Source organism: Streptomyces sp. NPDC035033, assembly GCF_040636735.1.
Taxonomy (GTDB): Bacteria; Actinomycetota; Actinomycetes; order Streptomycetales; family Streptomycetaceae; genus Streptomyces.
Window position 1 is genome coordinate 1 of record NZ_JBEZUZ010000088.1, and the last position, 21,210, is coordinate 21,210.

The window sequence follows — 21,210 nt, forward strand, 5'->3', positions numbered from 1 at the left end:
AGCGTCGTCTGCACGTCCGGGTGGCGGCGCTTGAGCTCCCGGATGGCCTCGATCGTCGCGATGCCGTCCTTGCGGGACTCCTCCTGCCCGGTGCAGATGGTGAAGGTGAGGGTGTCGATCAGCAGGTCCGACTCGCGGAACCCCCACCTCCCCGTCAGGTCGGCGATCAGGCGCTCCGCGATCTCGACCTTCTTCTCGGCGGTGCGGGCCTGGCCCTCCTCGTCGATGGTCAGCGCCATCAGCGCGGCCCCGTGCTCCCGGGCCAGCGCCGCGACCTTCGCGAACCGCGACTCCGGCCCGTCGCCGTCCTCGTAGTTGACGGAGTTGACGACCGCGCGGCCGCCGAGCTTCTCCAGGCCGGCCCGCAGGACGGCCACCTCGGTGGAGTCGAGGACGATCGGGAGCGTCGACGCGGTGGCGAACCGCCCCGCCAGCTCCTCCATGTCGGCGACGCCGTCCCGGCCCACGTAGTCGACGCACAGGTCGAGCATGTGCGCGCCCTCGCGGATCTGGTCCCGGGCCATCTCCACGCAGTCGTCCCAGCGCCCGTCGAGCATGGCCTCGCGGAACTTCTTCGACCCGTTGGCGTTCGTCCGCTCGCCGATGGCGAGGTACGAGGTGTCCTGCCGGAACGGCACGTGGCCGTAGAGGGAGGACGCGCCCGGCTCGGGTTCCGGCCGGCGGTCGGGGACGGCCGCGCCCCGGACCCGGTCCACGATCGCCCGCAGGTGCTCCGGGGTCGTGCCGCAGCAGCCGCCGACCAGGGAGGGGCCGTACTCCCGGACGAACCGCTCCTGAGCGTCGGCCAGTTCCTCCGGGCTCAGGGGGTAGTGGGCGCCGTCGGAGGTCAGCACCGGCAGGCCCGCGTTGGGCATCACCGACAGCGGGACGCGGGCGTGCCGGGACAGGTACCGCAGGTGCTCGGCCATCTCCGCCGGGCCGGTGGCGCAGTTCAGGCCGATCATGTCGATGCCGAGCGGCTCCAGGGCCGTCAGCGCGGCCCCGATCTCGGAGCCCAGGAGCATCGTCCCGGTCGTCTCGACCGTGACCTGCACGATGATCGGCAGGTCCGCGCCCAACCGGTCCAGGGCCCGGCGGGCGCCGGTGACGGCCGCCTTCGTCTGGAGCAGGTCCTGCGAGGTCTCGACGAGCAGGGCGTCGGCGCCGCCCCGGACGAGGCCCTCGGCGTTCTGCCGGAACGCCTCCCGCAGCGGCTCGTACGCGACGTGCCCGAGGGTCGGCAGCTTCGTGCCGGGCCCCATGGAGCCGAGGACCCAGCGGGGGCGTCCGTCGGCGGCGGTGAAGCCGTCGGCGGCTTCGCGGGCGATGCGGGCGCCGGCCTCGGAGAGTTCGTACACCCGGTTCTCGATGCCGTACTCGGCGAGCGCGGCCAGGTTCGCCCCGAAGGTGTTGGTCTCGACGCAGTCCACGCCGGCGGCGAAGTACGCGTGGTGGACGGAGGCGACGACGTCGGGGCGGGTGAGGTTGAGGATCTCGTTGCAGCCTTCGAGGCCGGTGAAGTCGTCGAGCGACGGGTCGGCGGCCTGGAGCATGGTGCCCATGGCGCCGTCGGCGACGACGACCCGGCGGGCGAACTCCTCGCGCAGCGACGGCCTCACGTCAGCCCCCTCAGGTGCGGGACGAGGGTGGCGGTGCAGCCGACCCCGTACGTGGTGCGGATCCGGTCGAGCAGCGGCTCCCGGCGCAGGGTGTACTCCTGGGTGCCGACGTGGTCGAGGACGGTCGCCGCGACCGCGCAGCCCAGCTGGGCGGCGCACCGCTCCGGCACGCCCGACAGGAAGCCGGCGAGGAAGCCGGCCCGGAAGGCGTCGCCGACGCCCGTCGGGTCGGCGACGCGGGGGACGGGGACGGCGGGGACGGCCAGCGGGGCGCGGCCCTCGCCCCGGATCCGTACGCCCGCCTCGCCGTGGGTGGTGACCCAGGCGCCGGTGCGGCGCAGGACCTCCGTCTCCGTCCAGCCGGTCCTCTCCAGGAGGAGGGCGGTCTCGTACTCGTTGGTGAAGAGGAACCGGGCCCCGTCCACCAGCTCCCGCACCTGGTCGCCGTCGAGCCGCGCGAGCTGCTGCGAGGGGTCGGCGGCGAAGGGGATCCCGAGGTCGCGGCAGGCGCGGGTGTGCCGGAGCATGGCCTCGGGGTCGTCCGGGGAGACCAGGACCAGGTCCAGGCGGCCGGTGCGGGCGGCGACCTCGCGGAGGTCGATCGCGCGCGCCTCGGCCATCGCCCCCGCGTAGAAGGTGGCGATCTGGTTCTGGTCCCGGTCGGTGGTACAGACGAAGCGGGCGGTGTGCAGGGTCTCGCTGACGCGCACCGCGTCGGTGTCGACGCCGTGGTCCTTCAGCCAGACCCGGTACGGCTCGAAGTCCGCGCCGACCGCGCCCACGAGGACCGGGCGCAGGCCGAGCACGCCGAGTCCGAAGGCGATGTTCGCTGCCACTCCGCCGCGCCTGACCTCCAGGCTGTCGGCGAGGAACGACAGGGAGACCCGGTCCAGCCGGTCGGCGAGCAGCTGCTCGCCGAAACGGCCGGGGAAGGTCATCAGATGGTCGGTCGCGATGGAACCCGTGACAGCGATGCGCATGATCAGACTCCCGCTGCCTTCTTCAGGGCGTCGGCCCGGTCGGTGCGCTCCCAGGTGAAGTCGGGGAGCTCGCGGCCGAAGTGGCCGTACGCGGCGGTCCGCGCGTACACCGGCCGCTTGAGGTCCAGGTCCCGGATGATCGCGGCCGGCCGCAGGTCGAAGACCTGGCGCACGGCCTCCTGGATCCGCTCGACGGGGACGGCCTCGGTGCCGAAGGTCTCGACGAAGAGGCCGACGGGCTCGGCCTTGCCGATGGCGTAGGCGACCTGGACCTCGCAGCGGCGCGCGAGGCCGGCGGCGACGACGTTCTTGGCGACCCAGCGCATGGCGTAGGCGGCCGAGCGGTCGACCTTGGACGGGTCCTTGCCGGAGAAGGCGCCGCCGCCGTGGCGGGCCATGCCGCCGTACGTGTCGATGATGATCTTGCGGCCGGTGAGGCCGGCGTCGCCCATCGGGCCGCCGACCTCGAAGCGGCCGGTCGGGTTGACCAGGAGGCGGTAGCCGTCGGACTCCAGGGTCACGCCCTCCTCGACGAGCTCCTTGAGGACGTGCTCGACGACGTACTCGCGGATGTCGGGGGTGAGCAGGCCCTCGACGGAGATGTCGGCGGCGTGCTGGGAGGAGACGACGACGGTGTCGAGGCGGACCGGCCGGTCGCCGTCGTACTCGATGGTGACCTGGGTCTTGCCGTCGGGCCGCAGGTACGGGACGGTGCCGTCCTTGCGGACCTCGGTCAGGCGCCGGGCGAGCCGGTGCGCGAGGGCGATGGGCAGCGGCATCAGCTCGGCGGTGTCGTCGCAGGCGTAGCCGAACATCAGGCCCTGGTCGCCGGCGCCCTGGGCGGCGAGCTCGTCGTCCTCGCCGTCCACCCGGGACTCGTAGGCGGTGTCGACGCCCTGCGCGATGTCCGGGGACTGGGCGCCGATGGAGACGGACACCCCGCAGGAGGCGCCGTCGAAGCCCTTCGCGGAGGAGTCGTAGCCGATGTCGAGGATGGCCTCCCGCACCAGCTGGGCGATCGGCGCGTAGGCGGTGGTGGTGACCTCGCCGGCGATGTGGACCTGGCCGGTGGTGATCAGCGTCTCGACGGCGACGCGGGCCTGCGGGTCCTGGGCGAGGAGCGCGTCGAGGACGGTGTCGCTGATCCGGTCGGCGATCTTGTCGGGGTGTCCCTCGGTGACGGACTCGGAGGTGAAGAGGCGGCCGCTCATGCCTGGACCTCCACCCGGTCCTGGAAGAAGTGCCGCTCGATGGCGGCGAGGGTGCGGATGGCGTCGACCTCCAGGGTCTCCATCTGGATGGAGACGCCGCTCTCCTGCTCCAGGAGGAAGACGAACTCGACGAAGGAGAGGGAGTCGATGAGCCGGTTCTCGATGAGGTCGAGGTCGGGGGCGATGTCCTGGCGCTCGGGGTGGCGGTCCAGGATCCAGTTCTTCACCTGCTGCAGGCCGTCGGCCATGATGGTTCTCCTCAACTCGTGTGACTGGGTGGGGTGTGGGCGAGGACGGGGGCGGCGACCGCCACCGCGTAGTCCACGTCGTGGCTGATGGACACGGTGATCTCGGCGATGCCGGATCCGGCCGCCATCTCGGCGGCGGCGCCGTGGAGTTCGACGAGCGGCCAGCCGCCGTCGGAGCGCCGCACCACGATGTCCGGCCAGGGCAGGAACCTGCCCCTGACCCGTAGGGTCTTGAAGGCCGCTTCCTTGGCCGCGATCCGTCCGCACAGGCTCAGCACGTCGAGCCCGGTGGAGGTGCGGCAGTCGGCGAGTTCGCCGGGGGTGAGCATCCGCTCGAAGAAGCGCTCCCCGTACTGGTCGAGGAGCCGGCGGACACGGTTGACGGACACGATGTCCATGCCGAGGTTCGCCCAGCCCAGGCCGCCCGCCGGCGGGGCGACGGGTCGGGCCGGCACGTCAGATCACCGGCCCGGCCGCGTCCAGGACCGCCCGGGTCGCCGCCTCCCAGCCGCCGTGGCGGCGGGTCAGCGCGGACAGCCAGCGTTCGAGACCGAAGGCGACGCAGCTGGTGAAGGCGGGGCCGCCGGTCGAGGCGAGGGTGATGTCGCAGCGTTCGCCGAAGAAGTTCCGGTGCGTGTTGACGGAGGCGATCGCCAGGTCCTCGTACAGGAACTCGTACTTCACCGGGGTGAGCCGCTGGAGGAGCGCCTTCGAGCTGCCCTTGTCGAAGAAGGGGTCGCAGGCGGCCTCCTTGTGCAGGGACAGGCCGACGGCCTCGGCGAAGGCGTCGACGCGCGCGGTGAAGGCGGTGAGGTGGTCCTCGGCGTGCTCGCGGGCGCCGAGGGCGACGACCTCCCGCATGCGGAAGCCGAGCTGGCGGCGCATCCCCTCGTAGTGGGTCTCCTTGCGGAAGCACCAGGAGCAGACGGTGACGAGGGTGTCGTCGGCGACCTGCCGGCCCCGGTGGTCCAGGTAGACGGCGTAGCAGGAGGCGGAGGGGAGGCCCAGGCCGGCCGGTTCGAGGGCGGCGGACGGCCAGTGGCCGTGCGCGTCGTCGAAGGGGGTGGCGAGCCGCTTCTCCAGGTCGAGGGGGGCGGCGAGGACGGCCTGGTGGGGGAAGTTGTCGTAGTAGTCGAGCCGGGCCAGGTCGGCGGCGGGCAGCAGCGGGGGCATGGTCATCGGGCGGGCGCCCGCGGCGACGCCCCAGCTCTCGAAGGTGTCGTCGAGGAGCCGCAGCAGGCGGGTCCCCTCCGGCCCCAGGGAGGGCAGGCCCCTGGTCGCCCCGACGGTATCGGGGGTGGTGACGGTCATGGTCGGTTCACCTCTCGGGCGGTTTCGCGCGCGGGACCGGGCCCCTACAGGACGGGCAGGGTGTCGTCGGAGAAGATCCCGGTCTTCAGGAAGAAGGCGAGCGGCTTGCGGATCGCCTTGCGCTCGTGGACGCGGCGGGCCGGGTCGGCGATCAGGGAGTTGCGCAGGCCCAGCGGGTCGGCGATGCCGGCGTCCTTGTAGACGTGCGGGTTGTAGAGGGAGTTGACGCTGTAGACGACGTACCGCTTGAGGTACGCCTCGACCTCGCGGACCCGGTCGGCGGGCACGGCGTCGCACATGCGCCGGTACAGCAGGGAGACGAGTTCGCGGCCGAAGGCGATGTGGCGGGACTCGTCCTGGTGGTGGATGCGGTTGACCTCGCGGATGGTGTGGCAGAGGGACGTGTCCTTCGCCATCCGGGAGTTGTAGTGGTCGACCAGCTCCTCGAAGAAGAGGATCCGGGTGAAGACGAGGAAGTTCTCGACCTCGGGCTCCCAGGCGGCGTCGGCGCGCATGGCGGTGGAGCCGTAGATCTTGTTCCCGTAGCGGCGGCAGAACTCGGAGAAGAACCACATGTGTTCGTTCTCCTCGCCGATGAAGTGGTGGAAGAAGTCGGAGGGGACCTCGAAGCCGGGCATGTGGATGCGGCCGACGACCTCGATGAGGAGTTCGCGGATGCCGTGCACGTTGAGGCTGTAGAAGTTGACCGACTCCCACTTGGAGAGGCGCTGAAGCGTTTCCTCGTCGAGGCGGTCCTCGTGCTCGGTGCCGTGGACGGTGAGCAGCTCCGGCGTCATCCAGAAACGGTTCTCCTCCAGGGTCTCGGGCCACTGGAAGGTCTGGTACGGGTTGTAGTAGTCCTCGACGGAGCGCTCGCTGAGCCGCTCCAGGACCTCCATGAACCGGTCGGTGACGGGCAGGGGGGCGGTCACGCCCATGGTCGTGCTCCTTCGGGGGTTCGGTCAGGGACGGACTTCGTAGACCGCGTTCACGGGGGTCTCGGTGGCGCGCCGCCAGCGGGTGAAGCCGGCCTCCTCGGCGATGGCCCGGAAGGCCTTCTCGCCGGAGTGGTTGCCGAGCGCGTGCGGGCCGCGCTGGGCGACGGCGACCGGCAGGCACATCACGGCGGACAGGGCCATGAACATGCGGGCGGCGGGGGTCTGGGTCTCGACGTCCTGCGGGGAGACGTTGGACTCGACGAGCATCCAGGTGCCGTCGGCGTCCAGGGAGCCCAGGACGTGCCGGGCGGCGGCGACCGGGTCGCCCATGTCGTGCAGGGCGTTGAAGAAGCAGACCAGGTCGTAGCCGGAGCCGGGGTAGTCGTCGGCGGAGGCGACCTCGAAGACGACCCGGTCCGACAGGCCGGCCTCCTCGGCCAGTTCGCGGGCGATCGCGATGGCCTCCTCGGAGTAGTCGAAGCCGTGGACGGTGGCGTTCGGGAAGGCCCGCGCGATGAGGAGGGTGGTGTGGCCGACGCCGCAGCCGACGTCGGCGACGGTGCCGCCGGCCGCGAGCTTGACGGGGACGTCCTCGAGGGCGGGCAGCCAGTGGGGGACGAGCTTGTGCTCGTACGTCGGCTGGAAGAAGGAGCCCATGCCGGTGTCGAGGGCCGGGTCGTGCTCGGCCCAGCCGACGCCGTCGCCGGTGCGGTACGCCTCGACCAGCAGGTCCTCGGTGGCGTACAGCGCCTTCAGGGCGGTGAAGAAGCCGGCGGCGAAGGTGACGGCCTTCGGGTCGGCGAGCACCTCGGCGTGGTCGGCGGGGAGCGTGTACGTCAGCGAGCTGGGGTGCCGCTCGACGTACCCGGCGGAGAGCTGGGCGTGCAGCCACTCCTCGACGTACCGCTCGTTCGTGCCGGTCTTGCCCGCCAGCTCGGCCGCCGTCAGCGGGCCGTGCTGGGCGAGCGCCTTGTAGAGGCCCAGGCGTTCGCCGAGGGCGACGGTCAGGCCGCGGACGGCGGCGCCGGCGTCGCCGATGACCTTCTGGTGGAAGTCGTGGGCGCTCACGCGGCCACCTCCTCGTCGTGTCCGGCCGCGGCCGGCAGGTCGCACGTGAACAGGAAGGAGCGGGGGACGCCGGGGACGGTGCGGGCCGGGACCGGGTAGGGCCAGCGGTCGAAGTCGGCGCCGTCCTCGCCGGGCTGCTTGACCTCGCGGACGGCCCAGCCGCAGTCGGCGAGCAGCCCCTCGGGGTCCTCCGTGCCGAAGAGCCACGGGTTGCCGTCCTCCTCCAGCGCCTTCATGAAGCCGCGGGCGAGCGGGTTGGTGAGGGCGGCCCGGGAGATGACGTCGCCGAGCAGCACGGAGCCGGGAGCGGCGTGGGCGGAGAGGGTCGAGATCAGGGTCCGGACGGCCTCCTCGGGGAGGAAGAAGAGCAGGCCCTCGACGACCCAGAGGACGGGCTCGTCGCTCTTCCAGCCGGCCTCCTTCAGGGGGCCGGTCCAGTCCTGGGTGAGGTCGACGGGGACGGCGACGCGGGTGCGGCCGGCCGGCTCCGGCTCGTCCGCCAGCATCCCGGCCTTGGCCTCCAGGAGGGCGGGGCGGTCGAGCTCGTAGACGGTGACGCCGTCGGGCCACGGCAGGCGGTGGAAGCGGGTGTCCATGCCGGCGGCGAGGAGGACGACCTGTCGGATGCCCCGCTCCCGGACCGCCCGGACGATCGCGCGGTCGAGGTAGGTGGTGCGGATGGCGAGGAACGGCACGATGCCGCCGCCGTCGTAGCGCTTCAGCAGCTCGAAGCCGATCTCGTCGGCGACGGTGCGCGCGTAGGGATCGGCGAACAGCCGGTCCTCGCGCTCGGTCTCCAGGGCCCGCGCGGCGGCGGTCCACTGGGCGGTGCGGGATACGGCCTCCACGGGAGGTCCCCCTTCGGTCGGTTTCCGGTGATGGTTCCGGTGATTCGGACGGCCGTGTTCAGGGCCGGACGGGTATACGGCCCCGTCAGGCGGTCATGGCCGGGACACAGGACTTGGCCCGGGCCCCCGTACAGCCGACGGGGTCCTCGGCCGCGGGCATCGACGACGGATGCGCGGCCTCGGCGTCGGCGGGGCGCCGGCGGAAGATGCTGTGCAGGATCATGCTGAACACGGCCGTCCCGTCGGCGGCCACGAGCGTGCACCGCGGCTTGACGGTGCCGGTGGCGGGATTGAACGGCGACGGGGTGGCGCCGAGGACCTCGACGCGCGCGGTCAGGACGTCGCCGGGGCGGACCGGGCGCAGGTAGCGCACCTCGTCGATGCCGGGCGAGCCGAGGCAGTCGCTGTAGGCGAGCAGTCCGTCCACGTACCGCCGCATGAAGAGCGACTGGGTGTGGAAGCCGCTCGCGATCAGGCCGCCGAACGGCGAGTCCTTCGCCCGCTCCGGGTCCGTGTGGAAGGGCTGCGGATCGAAGCGCCTGCCGAACTCCAGCACCTCCTCCGCCGTGACGGTGACGGCGCCCAGTTCGTGGACGTCGCCGGGCCGGAAGTCCTCGAAGTAGCGCATCGCGCGCCCCCCTTGACCTAGGAGTTCTACGTTTCCTGGCATCACCCAATCTACGAATGACTCATTTATTTTGTCAACCCAAAAGAAGCTGTCCGGGGCTCAGAACGGCTGCTCCAGGGCCTGTTCGACGTCCGCCCACAGGTCCTCGACGGCCTCGATGCCGACCGACAGCCGGACCAGGCCGGGCGCGATCCCGGCCGCCGCCAGCGCGGCGGCGTCGAGTTCGCGGTGCGAGGTGGAGGCCGGATGGGTCAGCAGCGTCTCGACCCCGCCGAGGGAGAGCGCGAGCCGGCCCACCCGGACCCGCTCGACGAACGCCCGGCCCGCCTCCCGGCCCCCCGCCAGCTCCACCGAGAGCAGCCCCCCGCCACCGGAGAGGACCTTCCGGGCGAGGGCGTACGAGGGGTGGGACGGGTGCCAGGGGTGGTGGACGGCCGTCACCCGGGGGTGCGCGTGCAGCCGCTCGGCGAGCACGGCCGCGTTGGCGCTGTGCTCGCGCATCCGCAGCGGCAGCGTGGGTATCCCGCGCAGCACCAGCCAGGCGGCGAACGGGTCGGCGCAGGCGCCGAGTTCGACCGTGCGCGGCCAGACCCGCCGGCGCAGCTCCTCGTCGGCGAAGACGGCGGCGCCGCCCAGCACGTCGGAGTGGCCGGCCAGGTACTTGGTGGCGGAGTGCACGACGACGTCGGCGCCCAGCTCCAGCGGGCGGCACAGGACGGGCGAGGCGAGGGAGTTGTCGACGACGCTCGTCACGCCGAGCCGGCGGGCGGCGGCCAGCAGGCCCGGCAGGTCGGCGACGCGCCCGGTGGGGTTGGCGATCGTCTCCAGGACGAGCAGCCGGGTCGCCGGGTGGGCGGCCGCCGCCTCGAACTCGGCGACGTCGTCCCCGGAGACGTACGCGACCCCGATCCCGTACCGCTCGGCGAGGTCGGACAGGACGGCGAAGGTGCCGCCGTACAGGCAGCGCTGGGCGACCACCCGGTCGCCGGGCCGGAGCAGCGCCAGCAGGACGCCGCTGATCGCGCCCATGCCGGAGGCGAAGGCGATCGCCCCGGCGCCCCCTTCGAGGCCGGCGAGGGTCTGCTCCAGGGCGCGGACGGTCGGGTTGCCGCGCCGGCTGTAGACGTACCGTCCGTCCGGGTCCGCCATCGCGCCGGCCAGCTCGGCGGCCGAGTCGAAGGCGAAGGCGGAGGACTGCACGAGCGGCACGGAGAGCGGCCAACTGCCGTCTCCGAAAGGTTCGTTGACGACGTGCACGGCACGGGTGCCCAGTTCCACGGTGTTCTTCCTCTCGGGGTGTCCGGTCGGGATGCCCGGGGGTGGGGTGTTCGGGTGCGGGGTGTTCGGGGGTGGGATGCCCGGGCGCGGGGCGTTCGGGCGCGGGATGTTCGGGCGCGAGGTGTTCGGGCGCGGGAAAAGGGGCCGCCCGACGTCCGGGGCGGACGTCGGGCGGCCCCTTCGGGGTGGTGCGCCGGGGGCTGGCCGGGCCGCTCAGGCGGCGACCTTCTCGCCCTGCGGGGCGGCCTCGGCGGCCTCGGCGGCGACGGCCTTGTCGCCCTTCATCACCAGGAGGGTGAGGAGACCGCCGGCGGCGGCGACGATCGCGGCGCCGATGAAGGCGGCCGAGAAGCCCTCGGTCAGCTCGGGCAGGTTGCCGAGCTGGTCGGCGCCCTGCGACAGGGCGACCGCGGTGAGGGCGGCGAGGCCGAGCGCGGAGCCGACGTTGTAGGTGGTGTTGACGATGCCGGAGGCGAGGCCGGCCTGCTCCTGCGGGGCGCCGGACATCGCGGCGATCATCGCCGGGATGTAGGCGAGGGACATGCCGAGCGCGGCGACCAGCGAGGCCGGCAGGACGTCGACCAGGAAGGAACCGGTCGGCGGGACCGCCGCCAGCCAGACCAGACCGGCCGCGAGGACCAGCAGACCGCCGGCGATGAGCGGCTTGGCGCCGACCTTCATCATCAGGCGCGAGGTGATGGCCGTCATGAAGACCATGAGGAGGCCGGTCATCGGGAGCAGCGCGGCACCGGACTCGAAGGCGCCGAAGCCGAGGACCTGCTGGAGGTACAGGTTGAGGAAGTACCACATCGGGATCCAGGCGGCACCGAGCAGCGTCATCGCCAGGTTGGCCGAGCCGAGCCGCGGGACCCGCCAGACGCTGAGCGGCATCAGCGGCTCGCGGACGGACTTCTGGATCACGAGGAAGAGGACCAGGAGGGCGGCGGCGCCGATCAGCTGGAGGATCGTGCCGGTGGAGCCCCAGCCGACCTCGGGGGCGCGGACGACGGCGAAGACGGCGAGCGCGAGGCCGGCGGTGACGGCGACGGCGCCGAGGACGTCGACGGAGCCGCGGCGGGACTCGACGTTCGGGAGCAGCTTGGTGGCGGCGAGGGTGGCGAGGCCGATCGGGATGTAGATGATGAAGACCCACTGCCAGCTCATCCACTCGGTGAAGACGCCGCCGAGGAAGACGCCCGCGGTGCCGCCGGCCGGGGCCGCGGCGCCGTACAGCGCCATCGCCTTGCCGAGCTCCTTCGGGTCGTGCATGAAGAGCATCATCAGCAGGGTCATGGCGGAGGGCGCGATGAGCGCGCCGCCGACGCCCTGGACGGCGCGGCCGACGATTTCGACCCAGGCGGTCTGCGCGGCGGCGGCCACGACCGAGCCGGCGATCATGACGGCCCAGCCGGAGACGAAGATCCTGCGGGCTCCGACGAGGTCGGAGAGGCGCCCGCCGAGGAGGAGCAGACCGCCGAAGACGATCACGTAGGCGTTGAAGATCCACTGGAGCTCGCTCTGCGAGAAGCCCAGGTCCTTCTGCATCTCGGGGAGCGCCACTCCGATGATCGAGGTGTCCATGATGACCATGAACTGGGCGGCGGCGAGCACGAGGAGTGCCCACCAGCGCCGGGGGTTGACGTTTGACATCGCACTGCCCTTCACTCGCGGCCGACCGGTGGCCTGGGCCGGTTACATACCCCTGGGGGGTACCTTCGCGGAGCACCGTAGCATACCCATGGGGGGTATGTAAGGGCGGGACGGGGACGAGGCGGGGGAGAGCTTCCGCCGGTATCCGGGCCCCTCCGGCGGGCACAATGCGCCCATGACCGCACCCGAGGACAGCGCACCCGGGGAGAGCGACCTCCTCCGCCGCTGGAACGCCACCCTGCTCGCCGCCCGCGCCGGCCGCGAGGGCCCCGACCCCGCCCCGTACGGCCGCGACCTGCTGGGCCGCTGGGCCGAGCCCCAGCGCCGCTACCACACGGTCGCCCACCTGCGGGCGGTCCTGGACCGGATCGACGAGCTCGCCGACCAGGGCGGCGAGGGCGGGGAGCTCGAACTCGTCCGGCTCGCCGCCTGGTTCCACGACGCCGTCTACCGCCCCGACCGCTCCGAGAACGAGGAGCGCTCGGCGTCCCTCGCCGAACGCGCCCTGACCGAAGCCGGGTTGACGCCCCACGAGGTGGCGGAGGTGGCCCGCCTGGTCCGCCTCACCGTCACCCACGACCCGGAGCCCGGCGACCTCAACGGCGAGACCCTCTGCGACGCCGACCTCGCGGTCCTGGCGAGCGACCCCGATACGTACCGGGGGTATGCGGCGGCGGTTCGCGAGGAGTACGCCTTCGTCCCCGACGACGCCTTCCGCCAGGGCCGCGCCGCCGTCCTGCGCCACCTCCTCGACCTGCCCCGCCTCTTCCGCACCCCGTACGGCGCGGCGGCGTGGGAGGAGAGGGCGCGGGAGAACGTGGAGAAGGAACTCGCGGGACTGACGGCTCCGTAGCCGCCGCGCGGGGGCGTCCGGGCGGCCCGCCGGGGGCGTGCCGCCGGCGCCCCGGCGACGGGGCGACGCACCCGTCTCGCATCGCGAGAAGCCGGCCGATCACGGAATGACAGGCACAAAGATCGGGTTGGCACATGTCATGCCGTCTTCCTCAGCCGACCCCGTCCCCACCCCCTCCCCCGCCGCCCGGATGCCGGCGGCCGTCTACGTCCTCGGCCTCTCCGTCTTCGCGCTCGGCACGAGCGAGTTCATGCTCTCCGGCCTGCTGAAGTCCATCGCGAAGGACATGGACGTCTCCATCCCCCAGGCCGGCCTGCTCATCTCCGCCTTCGCCATCGGCATGGTCGTCGGCGCCCCGCTCCTCGCGGTGGCCACCCTCCGTCTCCCCCGCAAGACCACCCTGATCGCCCTGATCACCGTCTTCGGCCTCGGCCAGGTCGCCGGCGCGCTCGCCCCGAACTACGGCGTCCTCTTCGCGTCCCGCGTGATCAGCGCGCTCGCCTGCGCCGGCTTCTGGGCCGTGGGCGCGGCGGTCGCCATCGCGATGGTCCCGCAGAGCTCCCGGGCCCGCGCCATGGCCGTCATGATCGGCGGCCTCTCCATCGCCAACGTCCTCGGCGTCCCCGCCGGCGCCTTCCTCGGCGAGCACCTCGGCTGGCGCTCCGCCTTCTGGGCGGTCGGCGCCGCCTCCGCGATCGCCCTCGTCGGCGTCGTCACCCGCATCCCGCGCATCCCGCTCCCGGAGACCCGCCCCCGGCTCCGCCAGGAGCTCACGATCTACCGCGACCGCCAGGTCCTCCTCTCGGTCGTGATCACCGCCCTCGCCGCCGGCGGCGTCTTCTGCGCCTTCTCCTACCTGGCCCCGCTCCTCACCGACGTCTCCGGCCTCGACGAGGGCTGGGTATCGGCCGTCCTGGCCCTCTTCGGCATCGGCGCCCTGGTCGGCACGACGATCGGCGGCCGGATCGCCGACGCCCACCTCTTCGGCGTCCTCCTCACCGGCATCACCGCCTCCACGGTCTTCCTGGTGGCCCTGGCCCTCTTCGCCTCCAGCCCCGTGGCGACGGTCCTCCTGGCCTTCCTCCTCGGCGTCTCCGCCTTCTACACGGCCCCCGCCCTCAACGCCCGCATGTTCAACGTCGCCGGCGCCGCCCCCACCCTCGCCGGCGCCACCACCACCGCCGCCTTCAACCTCGGCAACACCGCCGGCCCCTGGCTCGGCGGCACCGTCATCGACGCGGACCTGGGCTACGCCTCCCCCGCCTGGGCCGGCGCCGCCATGACCCTCCTGGCCCTCGCCACCGCCGCCCTCGCCCTCCGCCTCGCCCGCCCCGGCACGTCGAGGGTGGTCATCGGCGCCCAGGGCGCGGCGGCGGAGACGAAGTCCACGACGAGCCGCTGACGGCGTCCGGAACGGCCCCTTTCCGGACGGGACGGCCTAGGCCGGCGGCCGGCCCTTCGGGCGGCGGAGGCCCGCCTTCGTGAGGCGGTGGAGGAGTTCCTTGGAGCCGACCTCGACCGCGCCGGCCGCGACCGCCCTGTCGTACCAGTCGGAGGGGATGTCGTAGTGGTCGCGGTCGAAGCCGCGGGCGGGGGCGCCCAGGGCGGCGGCGAAGGCGTGGAGCTCGTCGAAGGAGACGTCGCTGATCAGGTGGGACCACATGCGGCCGTGGCCGGGCCAGGTCGGCGGGTCGATGTAGAGGGTCATCGGCGGGGTCCCGCGCCGGAGGCCCCCGTGCCGGACGGGCCCGCGCCGGAGGCCCTCGTGCCGGAGGCTCCCGCGCCGGAGGCCCCCGTGCCGGACGGGCCCGGGCGCCCGTCCGTGCCGGCGGGGCCCGGCGTCCCGGCGGGGCCCCTCACGTCAGGCCGCCCACCCGGGCCACCACCACGCCCTGCTTGCCGCAGACCCAGTGGGGGTCGGGGCCGAGTTCCGGTTCGACGTCGAGGGCGTGGGGGTCGCCGGAGGAGCAGACGGGGCAGAGGGGCCAGCGGCCGTACGCCTCCAGGAGGGCGTCCTGGACGTCCTGGGCGACGAGGCCGGCGACGTAGGCCACGCCCTCGGGCCACTGCTCGACCCACCAGCGGCGGTGCGTCACCGCGTCCTCCACCATCGACACGACCTGCGCGGCGGCCACGTCACGGGCCGCGAGGTCGGCCAGCACCAGCGCGCGGGCGGCGTGCAGCGCCTGCTCCACGGGGTCGATGTCGTCCATGGGGTCATTGTCCCCCGACGGCGGCGGAAGGACGAAGGTCCCTCCCCGATCCGGGACGGAGGGGCTCTTGTCCGACCCGCCGCCTGAAAGTATGTTTCAGGCGTGACCAATGACGTGAAGGAAACTTTCAAGGGGGAGGCGCCCCCGGCGCCGGCCGCCCTCGCCGCCAAGGTACGGACCCTCTCCCCCTCCATGACCCGTTCCATGCAGCGGGTCGCCGAGGCCGTCGCCGGGGACCCGGCCGGCTGCGCCGCGCTCACGGTCACCGGCCTCGCCGAGCTGACCGGCACCAGCGAGGCGACCGTCGTCCGCACCGCCCGCCTCCTCGGCTACCCGGGCTACCGCGACCTGCGGCTCGCGCTCGCCGGGCTCGCCGCCCAGCAGCAGTCGGGGCGCGCCCCTTCCGTCACCGCCGACATCGCCGTCGACGACCCGGTCGCCGACGTCGTCGCCAAGCTCGCCCACGACGAGCGGCAGACCCTCGCCGACACCGCCGCCGGGCTCGACACCGCGCAGCTCGGCGCCGTCGCCGCCGCCTGCGCGACCGCCCGCCGCATCGACGTGTACGGCGTCGGCGCCTCCGGCCTCGTCGCCCAGGACCTCGTGCAGAAGCTGCTCCGGATCGGGCTGATCGCCCACGCCCACAGCGACCCGCACCTCGCCGTCACCAACGCCGTGCAGCTCCGCTCCGGCGACGTCGCCCTCGCCATCACCCACTCGGGCTCGACCGGCGACGTCATAGAGCCGCTCCGGGTCGCCTTCGAGCACGGCGCCACCACGGTCGCGGTCACCGGCCGCCCGGACGGGCCGGTCAGCCAGTACGCCGACCACGTGCTGACCACCTCCACCGCCCGCGAGAGCGAGCTCCGGCCGGCCGCCATGTCGTCCCGCACCAGTCAACTCCTGGTCGTGGACTGCCTGTTCACCGTCATCACCCAGCGCACGTACGAGACCGCGGCCCCTGCCCTCGCGGCCTCGTACGAAGCCCTCGCCCACCGCCACTCCCCCCGCACCACCCGCTGAACCCAGGAGAAAGCAGCCCGCCGTGTCCACCACGTACTCCGAACTCCGCGCCCAGCTGGCCACCCTCACCACCGAGGCGTTCCGCCCCGAACTCGCCGAGATCGACCGGCTGTCCACCCTGGAGATCGCCGAGATCATGAACGGCGAGGACCGGACCGTCCCCGCCGCCGTGGCCCGCGCGCTCCCCGCCATCGCCGCCGCCATCGACGCCACCGCCGAGCGGATGGCCCGCGGCGGCCGGCTGCTCTACCTGGGCGCCGGCACCGCCGGCCGGCTCGGCGTCCTCGACGCCAGCGAGTGCCCGCCCACCTTCAACACCGACCCCGAGCAGGTCACCGGCCTGATCGCGGGCGGCCCGTCCGCCATGGTCAAGGCCGTCGAGGGCGCCGAGGACTCCAAGGAGCTCGCCGCCGCCGACCTCGACGCCCTCGGCGTCGGCCCCGACGACACGGTGGTCGGCGTCTCCGCCTCCGGCCGCACCCCGTACGCCATCGGCGCCGTCGAGCACGCCCGCGCCGCCGGGGCGCTCACCATCGGCCTGTCCTGCAACGCGGACAGCGCGCTGGCGGCCGCCGCCGAGCACGGCATCGAGGTGGTCACCGGGCCCGAACTCCTCACCGGATCCACCCGGTTGAAGGCCGGCACGGCCCAGAAGCTCGTCCTCAACATGATCTCGACGATCACCATGATCCGGCTCGGCAAGACCTACGGGAACCTCATGGTCGACGTCCGCGCCTCCAACGAGAAGCTCCAGGCCCGCTCGCGCCGCATCGTCGCGCTCGCGACCGGCGCCCCCGACGAGCGGATCGAGGCCGCCCTCGCCGCGGCCGGCGGAGAGGTGAAGAACGCCATCCTGATCATCCTCGCCGACGTCGACGCCGCCACCGCGGCGCGGCGGCTGAAGGACTCCGACGGCCACCTGCGCGCGGCGCTGCACGCGACCGCCCCCTGAGCAGTACCGAGCCCCCTCCCCTCACAGCAAGGCACCACCGCACCATGAGCACAGACGACAAGAACCGCGCCATCGCCGCCGCGATCCTCCCCCTCGTCGGCGGCGCCGGGAACATCGCCTCCGTGGCCCACTGCATGACCCGCCTCCGGCTGGGTCTGCGCGACCGCTCGCTCGTCCAGGACGAGGCCCTGAAGGCCCTGCCGTCCGTGATGGGGGTGGTGGAGGACGACACGTACCAGATCGTCCTCGGGCCCGGCACCGTCGCCCGGGTGACCCCCGAGTTCGAGGCCCTGGTGGCCGAGGCGCCGAAGCCGGCCCCCACGGCGGAGGAGCTCGCCGACAAGGGCGCCGCCCTCAAGGCGGCGCGGAAGGCGAAGAACGCGACCCCGTTCAAGCTCTTCCTGCGGAAGATCGCGAACATCTTCGTCCCGCTGATCCCCGCCCTCATCGGCTGCGGCATCATCGCCGGCCTCAACGGCCTCCTCGTCAACCTCGGCTGGCTGCCCGCCGTCACCCCGGCGCTCGCCGCGATCGCGAGCGGCTTCATGGCCCTCATCGCGGTCTTCGTCGGCTACAACACGGCCAAGGAGTTCGGCGGCACGCCGATCCTCGGCGGCGCGGTCGCGGCCATCATCGTCTACGCGGGCGTCGCCAAGGTCGAGGTCTTCGGCCAGGCCCTCTCCCCCGGCCAGGGCGGTGTCCTCGGCGCGCTCGGCGCGGCCGTCCTCGCCGTGTACGTGGAGAAGTGGTGCCGCCGGTGGGTGCCCGAGTCGCTGGACGTCCTCGTCACCCCGACGCTCACCGTGCTCGTCTCCGGCCTGGTCACGATCTTCGGCCTGATGTTCGTCGCCGGCGAGGTCTCGCAGGCCATCGGCGACTTCGCCAACTGGCTCCTGGAGCACGCGGGCGCCGGCGCCGGCTTCCTCCTCGGCGGCCTCTTCCTGCCGCTGGTGATGCTCGGCCTGCACCAGGCGCTCATCCCGATCCACACCACCCTCATCGAGCAGCAGGGCTACACCGTCCTCCTGCCGATCCTGGCGATGGCGGGCGCGGGCCAGGTCGGCGCGGCCATGGCCGTCTACCTGAAGCTGCCGCGCAACGGCTCCATCCGCCGCACCATCAGGTCCGCCCTCCCGGCCGGCTTCCTCGGCGTCGGCGAGCCGCTGATCTACGGCGTCTCCCTGCCGCTGGGCCGCCCCTTCGTCACGGCCTGCGTCGGCGGCGCGTTCGGCGGCGGCTTCGTCGGCCTCTTCAGCATGCTGGGCGACAAGGTCGGCTCCACCGCCATCGGCCCGTCCGGCTGGGCGCTCTTCCCGCTCCTCGACGGCAACGGGGGCCTCGGGACGACGATCGCGATCTACGCGGGCGGCCTGCTCGTCGGCTACCTCGTCGGCTTCGTCGCCACCTGGTTCTGGGGCTTCAGCCGCGCGATGATCGAGGAGTTCGACGTGGACCCGGAGGCCGCGGCGACGCCCGGGCCGGTGGCCGCCGGCGGCCCCGCCGCCGACCCCGAGCCCGAGCCCGCGAAGGTCTGACGCCGGAAGCCCTCTTCCGTACGGCTCCGAAGGACAGGGCCCCGCCCCCGCGCACGTGTCGCGGGCGCGGGGCCCTGGGTCCTAGGCGAGCCAGCCCTTCTCGTGCGCGAGGAGGGCCGCCTCCACCCGGTTCGCCGCGCCGAGCCGCCGCATGATCGCGGCCAGGTGCTTGCGGTAGGTGCGGACGGACATGCCCAGCTGGCGGGCGGCCGTCTCGTCCTTGTCGGCCTCCCTGAGCATCGCGAGGATGTCCCGCTCGACGTCCGACGGCAGGTCGACCTCCTCGCTCGGGAGCTCGTCCGCCGCCTCCCACATCCGCTCGAAGAGCGTGACCAGCGTCGCCACCAGGCCCGGCTCGCGGACCAGGAGCGCGCCCCGCGCGGTGTGCGCCGGGTCGATGGGGGTGAGCGCCGCCGACCGGTCGACGATGATCACCCGCTCGATCGGCTGGTGCGAGACCCGCACCTCGGCGCCGTGCGAGACCAGTTCCCGCATGTACGTGAGGGTGGGCTCGTCCTGGAGGATGGCCGCGCCCATGATGGTGCGCAGCCGGACGCCGCGGCGCAGCAGCCGCATGTTGATCGGGTGCGAGACCGCGATGGACTCCTCCGCGAGGACCCCGGTGGGTTCGGTGGTCAGGTCCTCGGTGCGGGCGAAGAAGGTCAGTTCGTCGATGGCTTCCCGCACGGCGTCGATGCCGTGCAGCTGGGCGATCATCTGTCCCTCGCCGACGTGGTCGTCGTGCGGCGAGGGGACGGCCGTCCAGCACTCCATGAACGGCCCCGGCCGAGGCGACGGCCGTCCTCGCCGCGCTCCTGGCCGACCCGGCCCTCCACGGCCGGCACCTGACCCTTCCCGGTCCGCCCCCGGCCCCGTGATCCGCGGGCTCCCCCACGCCCGCGCCCACGGACCTCCCCCGGGCCCCGCTCACCCCCCGCCCGGCGCCGCGACGGCCCCGGCCCGCCCGGCCGTGCCTAGACTCCGCGAGCATGACCACCAAGCGCCACGACGCCCCCGACGCCCCCGGCCTCGCCGCGATCGCCGCCGACCTCGCGCCCACCGGCGTCCTGCGGGCCTCCATCAACCTGGGCAACCCGGTGCTCGCCCAGGGCACCCCGGAAGCGCCCGCCGGCATCACCGTCGACCTGGCCCACGAGATCGGCCGGCGGCTCGGCCTCCCCGTCGAGACGCTCTGCTTCGACGCGGCGCGCAAGTCCTTCGAGGCGATGGCGGACGGCCGCGCCGACCTGTGCTTCCTCGCCGTGGACCCGGCGCGCGAGAAGGAGGTCGCCTTCACCGCCCCGTACGTCGTCATCGAGGGCGTCTACGCCGTCCCCCGCGACTCGGCGCTCGCCACCGTCGAGGACGTGGACGCGCCCGGCGTGCGCATCGGCGTCAAGCAGGGCTCCGCGTACGACCTCCACCTCACCCGCACCCTCGCCCACGCCACCGTCGTCCGGGGCGCCGAGGGCGTCGACACCTTCCGCACCCTGGACCTGGAGGCGGGCGCGGGCATCCGCCAGCCGATGGCCGCCTATGTCGCCGCGCACCCCGGGGTCCGCCTGATCGACGGCCGGTTCATGGAGATCCGGCAGGCCGTCGGCACCACGAAGGACAGGGCGCCGGAGACGGTCGCGCACCTCCGCTCCCTCGTCGAGGAGCTGAAGAGGAACGGCTTCGTCGCCGACGCCCTGCGCCGCTCCGGCCAGGACCCGGCCCTGCTCGCACCGTAGGGCCGCACCGGGCCGGGGCCGGCCCGCGCCGGGCAGGACCTCCACGGGCCGGCCCCGGGCCGTGGGGCTACCGCCCCAGGAGGGCCAGCAGCCCGGCCTCGCGGGACGGGCTCAGGCCCGCCTTCCGCTCCCGGTCGAGCCCCTGCTCCCGCTCCCACGCCAGCGTGTCGGCGATCAGCTCCTCGCGGGGGCGGTGGCGCAGCCCCGCCTCCGCCGCCGCCGCGCCCGAACGGGCCTGGAACCCGCTCCAGTCCTCGGCCACGATCCACAGCGGCAGCGAGTCGGGGCCCATGAACTCCTCCACGCCCTGCTCCAGCAGCCACGCCGAGGAAGCCGGCACGACCGGCCCGGTGTGCCCGGCGGCCGCCCGCGAGAGCGCGATCCACTCGCCGAGGGACATGTTCGGCCCCACCGTGTCGTACGTGCCCGTCACCCCCTTCTCCGCCGCGTCGAGGATCCAGTCGACGAGGTCCCGGACGTCGACGACCCGCGTCGGCAGCTCCGGCTCGTCCGGCACCAGCAGCGGCCCCTCGGGGTCGCGCGCGGCCCGCGCCGCCCAGTACCCGGTGCGGCAGCTGACGTCCCCCGGGCCGCCGATGAGCCCCGCCCGCGCGACGAGCAGCCGGTCGCCTAGCGCGGCCGCCGAGGCCAGCTCGCACGCCGCCTTGGCCTCCCCGTACAGCTCCCGGCCGACCTCGTCGAGCTCGGTCGGCGGCAGGGTCGCGGCGGACTCGTCCGCCCCGATCTCGGCCTGCGAGGCGTACACGTTCCCGGACGACACGTACGTCCAGTGCCGGGCCCGCCCGGCCAGCGCGTCCAGCGCCCCCCGGACGAACCCCGGCTGCCAGGACACCTCGACCACCGCGTCCCACTCCCGGTCGAGCAGCGCGTCGTACGCCCCCGGCTCCCGCCGGTCGGCCGCCACGAGCACGGCCCCCTCCGCCACCTCCCCGCTCTCCCCGCGCGCCAGACACGTCACCGCGTGCCCCCGCGCCAGCGCCCGCCGCGCCACCTCGCGGCCCACCCAGGCCGTCCCGCCCAGAACCAGAATCTCCATGCGCCCCAGTCGACCACCGAACGGCCTTCCCCGAGAACGCAGTTCGCCGTCGGCGCACCGAATGC

Annotated in this window: 22 protein-coding genes; 6 read left to right on the forward strand and 16 right to left on the reverse strand. The window is 73.6% G+C overall.

Annotated elements, in window-relative coordinates; all coding sequences use genetic code 11:
* The 12 genes from AB0E83_RS28090 to AB0E83_RS28145 all read right to left on the reverse strand — a co-directional run.
* The coding region (locus tag AB0E83_RS28090) for a homocysteine S-methyltransferase family protein (RefSeq protein ID WP_362117774.1) at positions 1 to 1,562 on the reverse strand (1,562 nt) is incomplete at its 3' end.
* A gap of 53 nt (positions 1,563 to 1,615) precedes the next feature.
* Positions 1,616 to 2,599 (reverse strand): carbohydrate kinase family protein, encoded by a 984-nt coding sequence (locus tag AB0E83_RS28095; RefSeq protein ID WP_362117697.1) that lies wholly within the window; start codon positions 2,597 to 2,599, stop codon positions 1,616 to 1,618.
* A gap of 2 nt (positions 2,600 to 2,601) precedes the next feature.
* Positions 2,602 to 3,810 (reverse strand): methionine adenosyltransferase, encoded by a 1,209-nt coding sequence (gene metK / locus AB0E83_RS28100; protein WP_362117700.1) that lies wholly within the window; start codon positions 3,808 to 3,810, stop codon positions 2,602 to 2,604.
* Positions 3,807 to 4,058 carry an acyl carrier protein gene (locus AB0E83_RS28105; RefSeq protein WP_362117703.1) on the reverse strand — a complete coding sequence of 84 codons (252 nt, stop codon included), beginning with the start codon at positions 4,056 to 4,058 and terminating at the stop codon, positions 3,807 to 3,809. The genes metK and AB0E83_RS28105 overlap by 4 nt, the downstream gene beginning before the upstream one ends.
* A gap of 11 nt (positions 4,059 to 4,069) precedes the next feature.
* On the reverse strand, positions 4,070 to 4,513 hold the full coding sequence (gene acpS, locus AB0E83_RS28110) for a holo-ACP synthase (RefSeq protein ID WP_362117706.1): 444 nt from the start codon (positions 4,511 to 4,513) through the stop codon (positions 4,070 to 4,072).
* A 1-nt stretch (position 4,514) separates the two neighbouring features.
* A complete protein-coding gene (locus tag AB0E83_RS28115) occupies positions 4,515 to 5,369 on the reverse strand; it encodes a hypothetical protein (protein WP_362117709.1) in 855 nt (284 codons plus the stop codon).
* 44 nt (positions 5,370 to 5,413) lie between these two features.
* Entirely contained in the window at positions 5,414 to 6,307 is an 894-nt protein-coding gene (locus AB0E83_RS28120) for a diiron oxygenase (RefSeq protein WP_362117712.1), read from the reverse strand.
* Between the two features lie 24 nt (positions 6,308 to 6,331).
* The gene (locus tag AB0E83_RS28125; RefSeq protein WP_362117715.1) at positions 6,332 to 7,375 is read right to left on the reverse strand and encodes a class I SAM-dependent methyltransferase; all 1,044 of its coding nucleotides are present in this window, start codon (positions 7,373 to 7,375) and stop codon (positions 6,332 to 6,334) included.
* Positions 7,372 to 8,223, reverse strand: coding sequence for an SAM-dependent methyltransferase (locus AB0E83_RS28130; RefSeq protein ID WP_362117718.1), 852 nt, complete (start codon positions 8,221 to 8,223; stop codon positions 7,372 to 7,374). Before AB0E83_RS28130 ends, AB0E83_RS28125 begins: the two co-directional genes overlap by 4 nt.
* 85 nt (positions 8,224 to 8,308) lie before the next feature.
* Positions 8,309 to 8,851: a MaoC family dehydratase gene (locus tag AB0E83_RS28135; RefSeq protein WP_362117721.1), complete on the reverse strand. Its 543-nt coding sequence runs from the start codon at positions 8,849 to 8,851 to the stop codon at positions 8,309 to 8,311.
* A gap of 99 nt (positions 8,852 to 8,950) precedes the next feature.
* Positions 8,951 to 10,129 carry an aminotransferase class I/II-fold pyridoxal phosphate-dependent enzyme gene (locus AB0E83_RS28140; protein WP_362117724.1) on the reverse strand — a complete coding sequence of 393 codons (1,179 nt, stop codon included), beginning with the start codon at positions 10,127 to 10,129 and terminating at the stop codon, positions 8,951 to 8,953.
* Between the two features lie 213 nt (positions 10,130 to 10,342).
* The gene (locus tag AB0E83_RS28145; RefSeq protein ID WP_362117727.1) at positions 10,343 to 11,779 is read right to left on the reverse strand and encodes an MFS transporter; all 1,437 of its coding nucleotides are present in this window, start codon (positions 11,777 to 11,779) and stop codon (positions 10,343 to 10,345) included.
* A 175-nt stretch (positions 11,780 to 11,954) separates the two neighbouring features.
* On the opposite strand from AB0E83_RS28145, the gene AB0E83_RS28150 reads away from it, so the two are divergent.
* Entirely contained in the window at positions 11,955 to 12,632 is a 678-nt protein-coding gene (locus AB0E83_RS28150) for a hypothetical protein (protein WP_362117730.1), read from the forward strand.
* Positions 12,633 to 12,822: 190 nt separating this feature from the next.
* On the forward strand, positions 12,823 to 14,034 hold the full coding sequence (locus AB0E83_RS28155) for a Cmx/CmrA family chloramphenicol efflux MFS transporter (protein ID WP_362117777.1): 1,212 nt from the start codon (positions 12,823 to 12,825) through the stop codon (positions 14,032 to 14,034).
* A 36-nt stretch (positions 14,035 to 14,070) separates the two neighbouring features.
* Here the strand turns inward: AB0E83_RS28155 and AB0E83_RS28160 are convergent, their stop codons facing one another.
* Both AB0E83_RS28160 and AB0E83_RS28165 read right to left on the reverse strand, forming a co-directional pair.
* Entirely contained in the window at positions 14,071 to 14,340 is a 270-nt protein-coding gene (locus tag AB0E83_RS28160) for a DUF4031 domain-containing protein (RefSeq protein WP_362117733.1), read from the reverse strand.
* A 148-nt stretch (positions 14,341 to 14,488) separates the two neighbouring features.
* Entirely contained in the window at positions 14,489 to 14,845 is a 357-nt protein-coding gene (locus AB0E83_RS28165) for a hypothetical protein (protein WP_362117736.1), read from the reverse strand.
* A 102-nt stretch (positions 14,846 to 14,947) separates the two neighbouring features.
* Here AB0E83_RS28165 and AB0E83_RS28170 point away from each other — a divergent pair, with 102 nt between their 5' ends.
* The 3 genes from AB0E83_RS28170 to AB0E83_RS28180 are packed head-to-tail and all read left to right on the forward strand — an operon-like array spanning position 14,948 to position 18,355.
* Positions 14,948 to 15,868 carry a MurR/RpiR family transcriptional regulator gene (locus AB0E83_RS28170; protein ID WP_362117739.1) on the forward strand — a complete coding sequence of 307 codons (921 nt, stop codon included), beginning with the start codon at positions 14,948 to 14,950 and terminating at the stop codon, positions 15,866 to 15,868.
* Between the two features lie 22 nt (positions 15,869 to 15,890).
* Entirely contained in the window at positions 15,891 to 16,820 is a 930-nt protein-coding gene (gene murQ / locus AB0E83_RS28175) for an N-acetylmuramic acid 6-phosphate etherase (protein ID WP_362117742.1), read from the forward strand.
* A gap of 44 nt (positions 16,821 to 16,864) precedes the next feature.
* A complete protein-coding gene (locus tag AB0E83_RS28180) occupies positions 16,865 to 18,355 on the forward strand; it encodes a PTS transporter subunit EIIC (RefSeq protein ID WP_362117745.1) in 1,491 nt (496 codons plus the stop codon).
* Positions 18,356 to 18,436: 81 nt separating this feature from the next.
* Here AB0E83_RS28180 and AB0E83_RS28185 read toward each other — a convergent pair whose 3' ends face one another.
* On the reverse strand, positions 18,437 to 19,129 hold the full coding sequence (locus AB0E83_RS28185; protein ID WP_362117748.1) for a LuxR C-terminal-related transcriptional regulator: 693 nt from the start codon (positions 19,127 to 19,129) through the stop codon (positions 18,437 to 18,439).
* Between the two features lie 215 nt (positions 19,130 to 19,344).
* Here AB0E83_RS28185 and AB0E83_RS28190 point away from each other — a divergent pair, with 215 nt between their 5' ends.
* Entirely contained in the window at positions 19,345 to 20,088 is a 744-nt protein-coding gene (locus tag AB0E83_RS28190; protein ID WP_362117751.1) for a transporter substrate-binding domain-containing protein, read from the forward strand.
* 67 nt (positions 20,089 to 20,155) lie between these two features.
* Here the strand turns inward: AB0E83_RS28190 and AB0E83_RS28195 are convergent, their stop codons facing one another.
* Positions 20,156 to 21,145 carry an NAD-dependent epimerase/dehydratase family protein gene (locus AB0E83_RS28195; protein ID WP_362117754.1) on the reverse strand — a complete coding sequence of 330 codons (990 nt, stop codon included), beginning with the start codon at positions 21,143 to 21,145 and terminating at the stop codon, positions 20,156 to 20,158.
* Positions 21,146 to 21,210 lie beyond the last annotated feature (65 nt).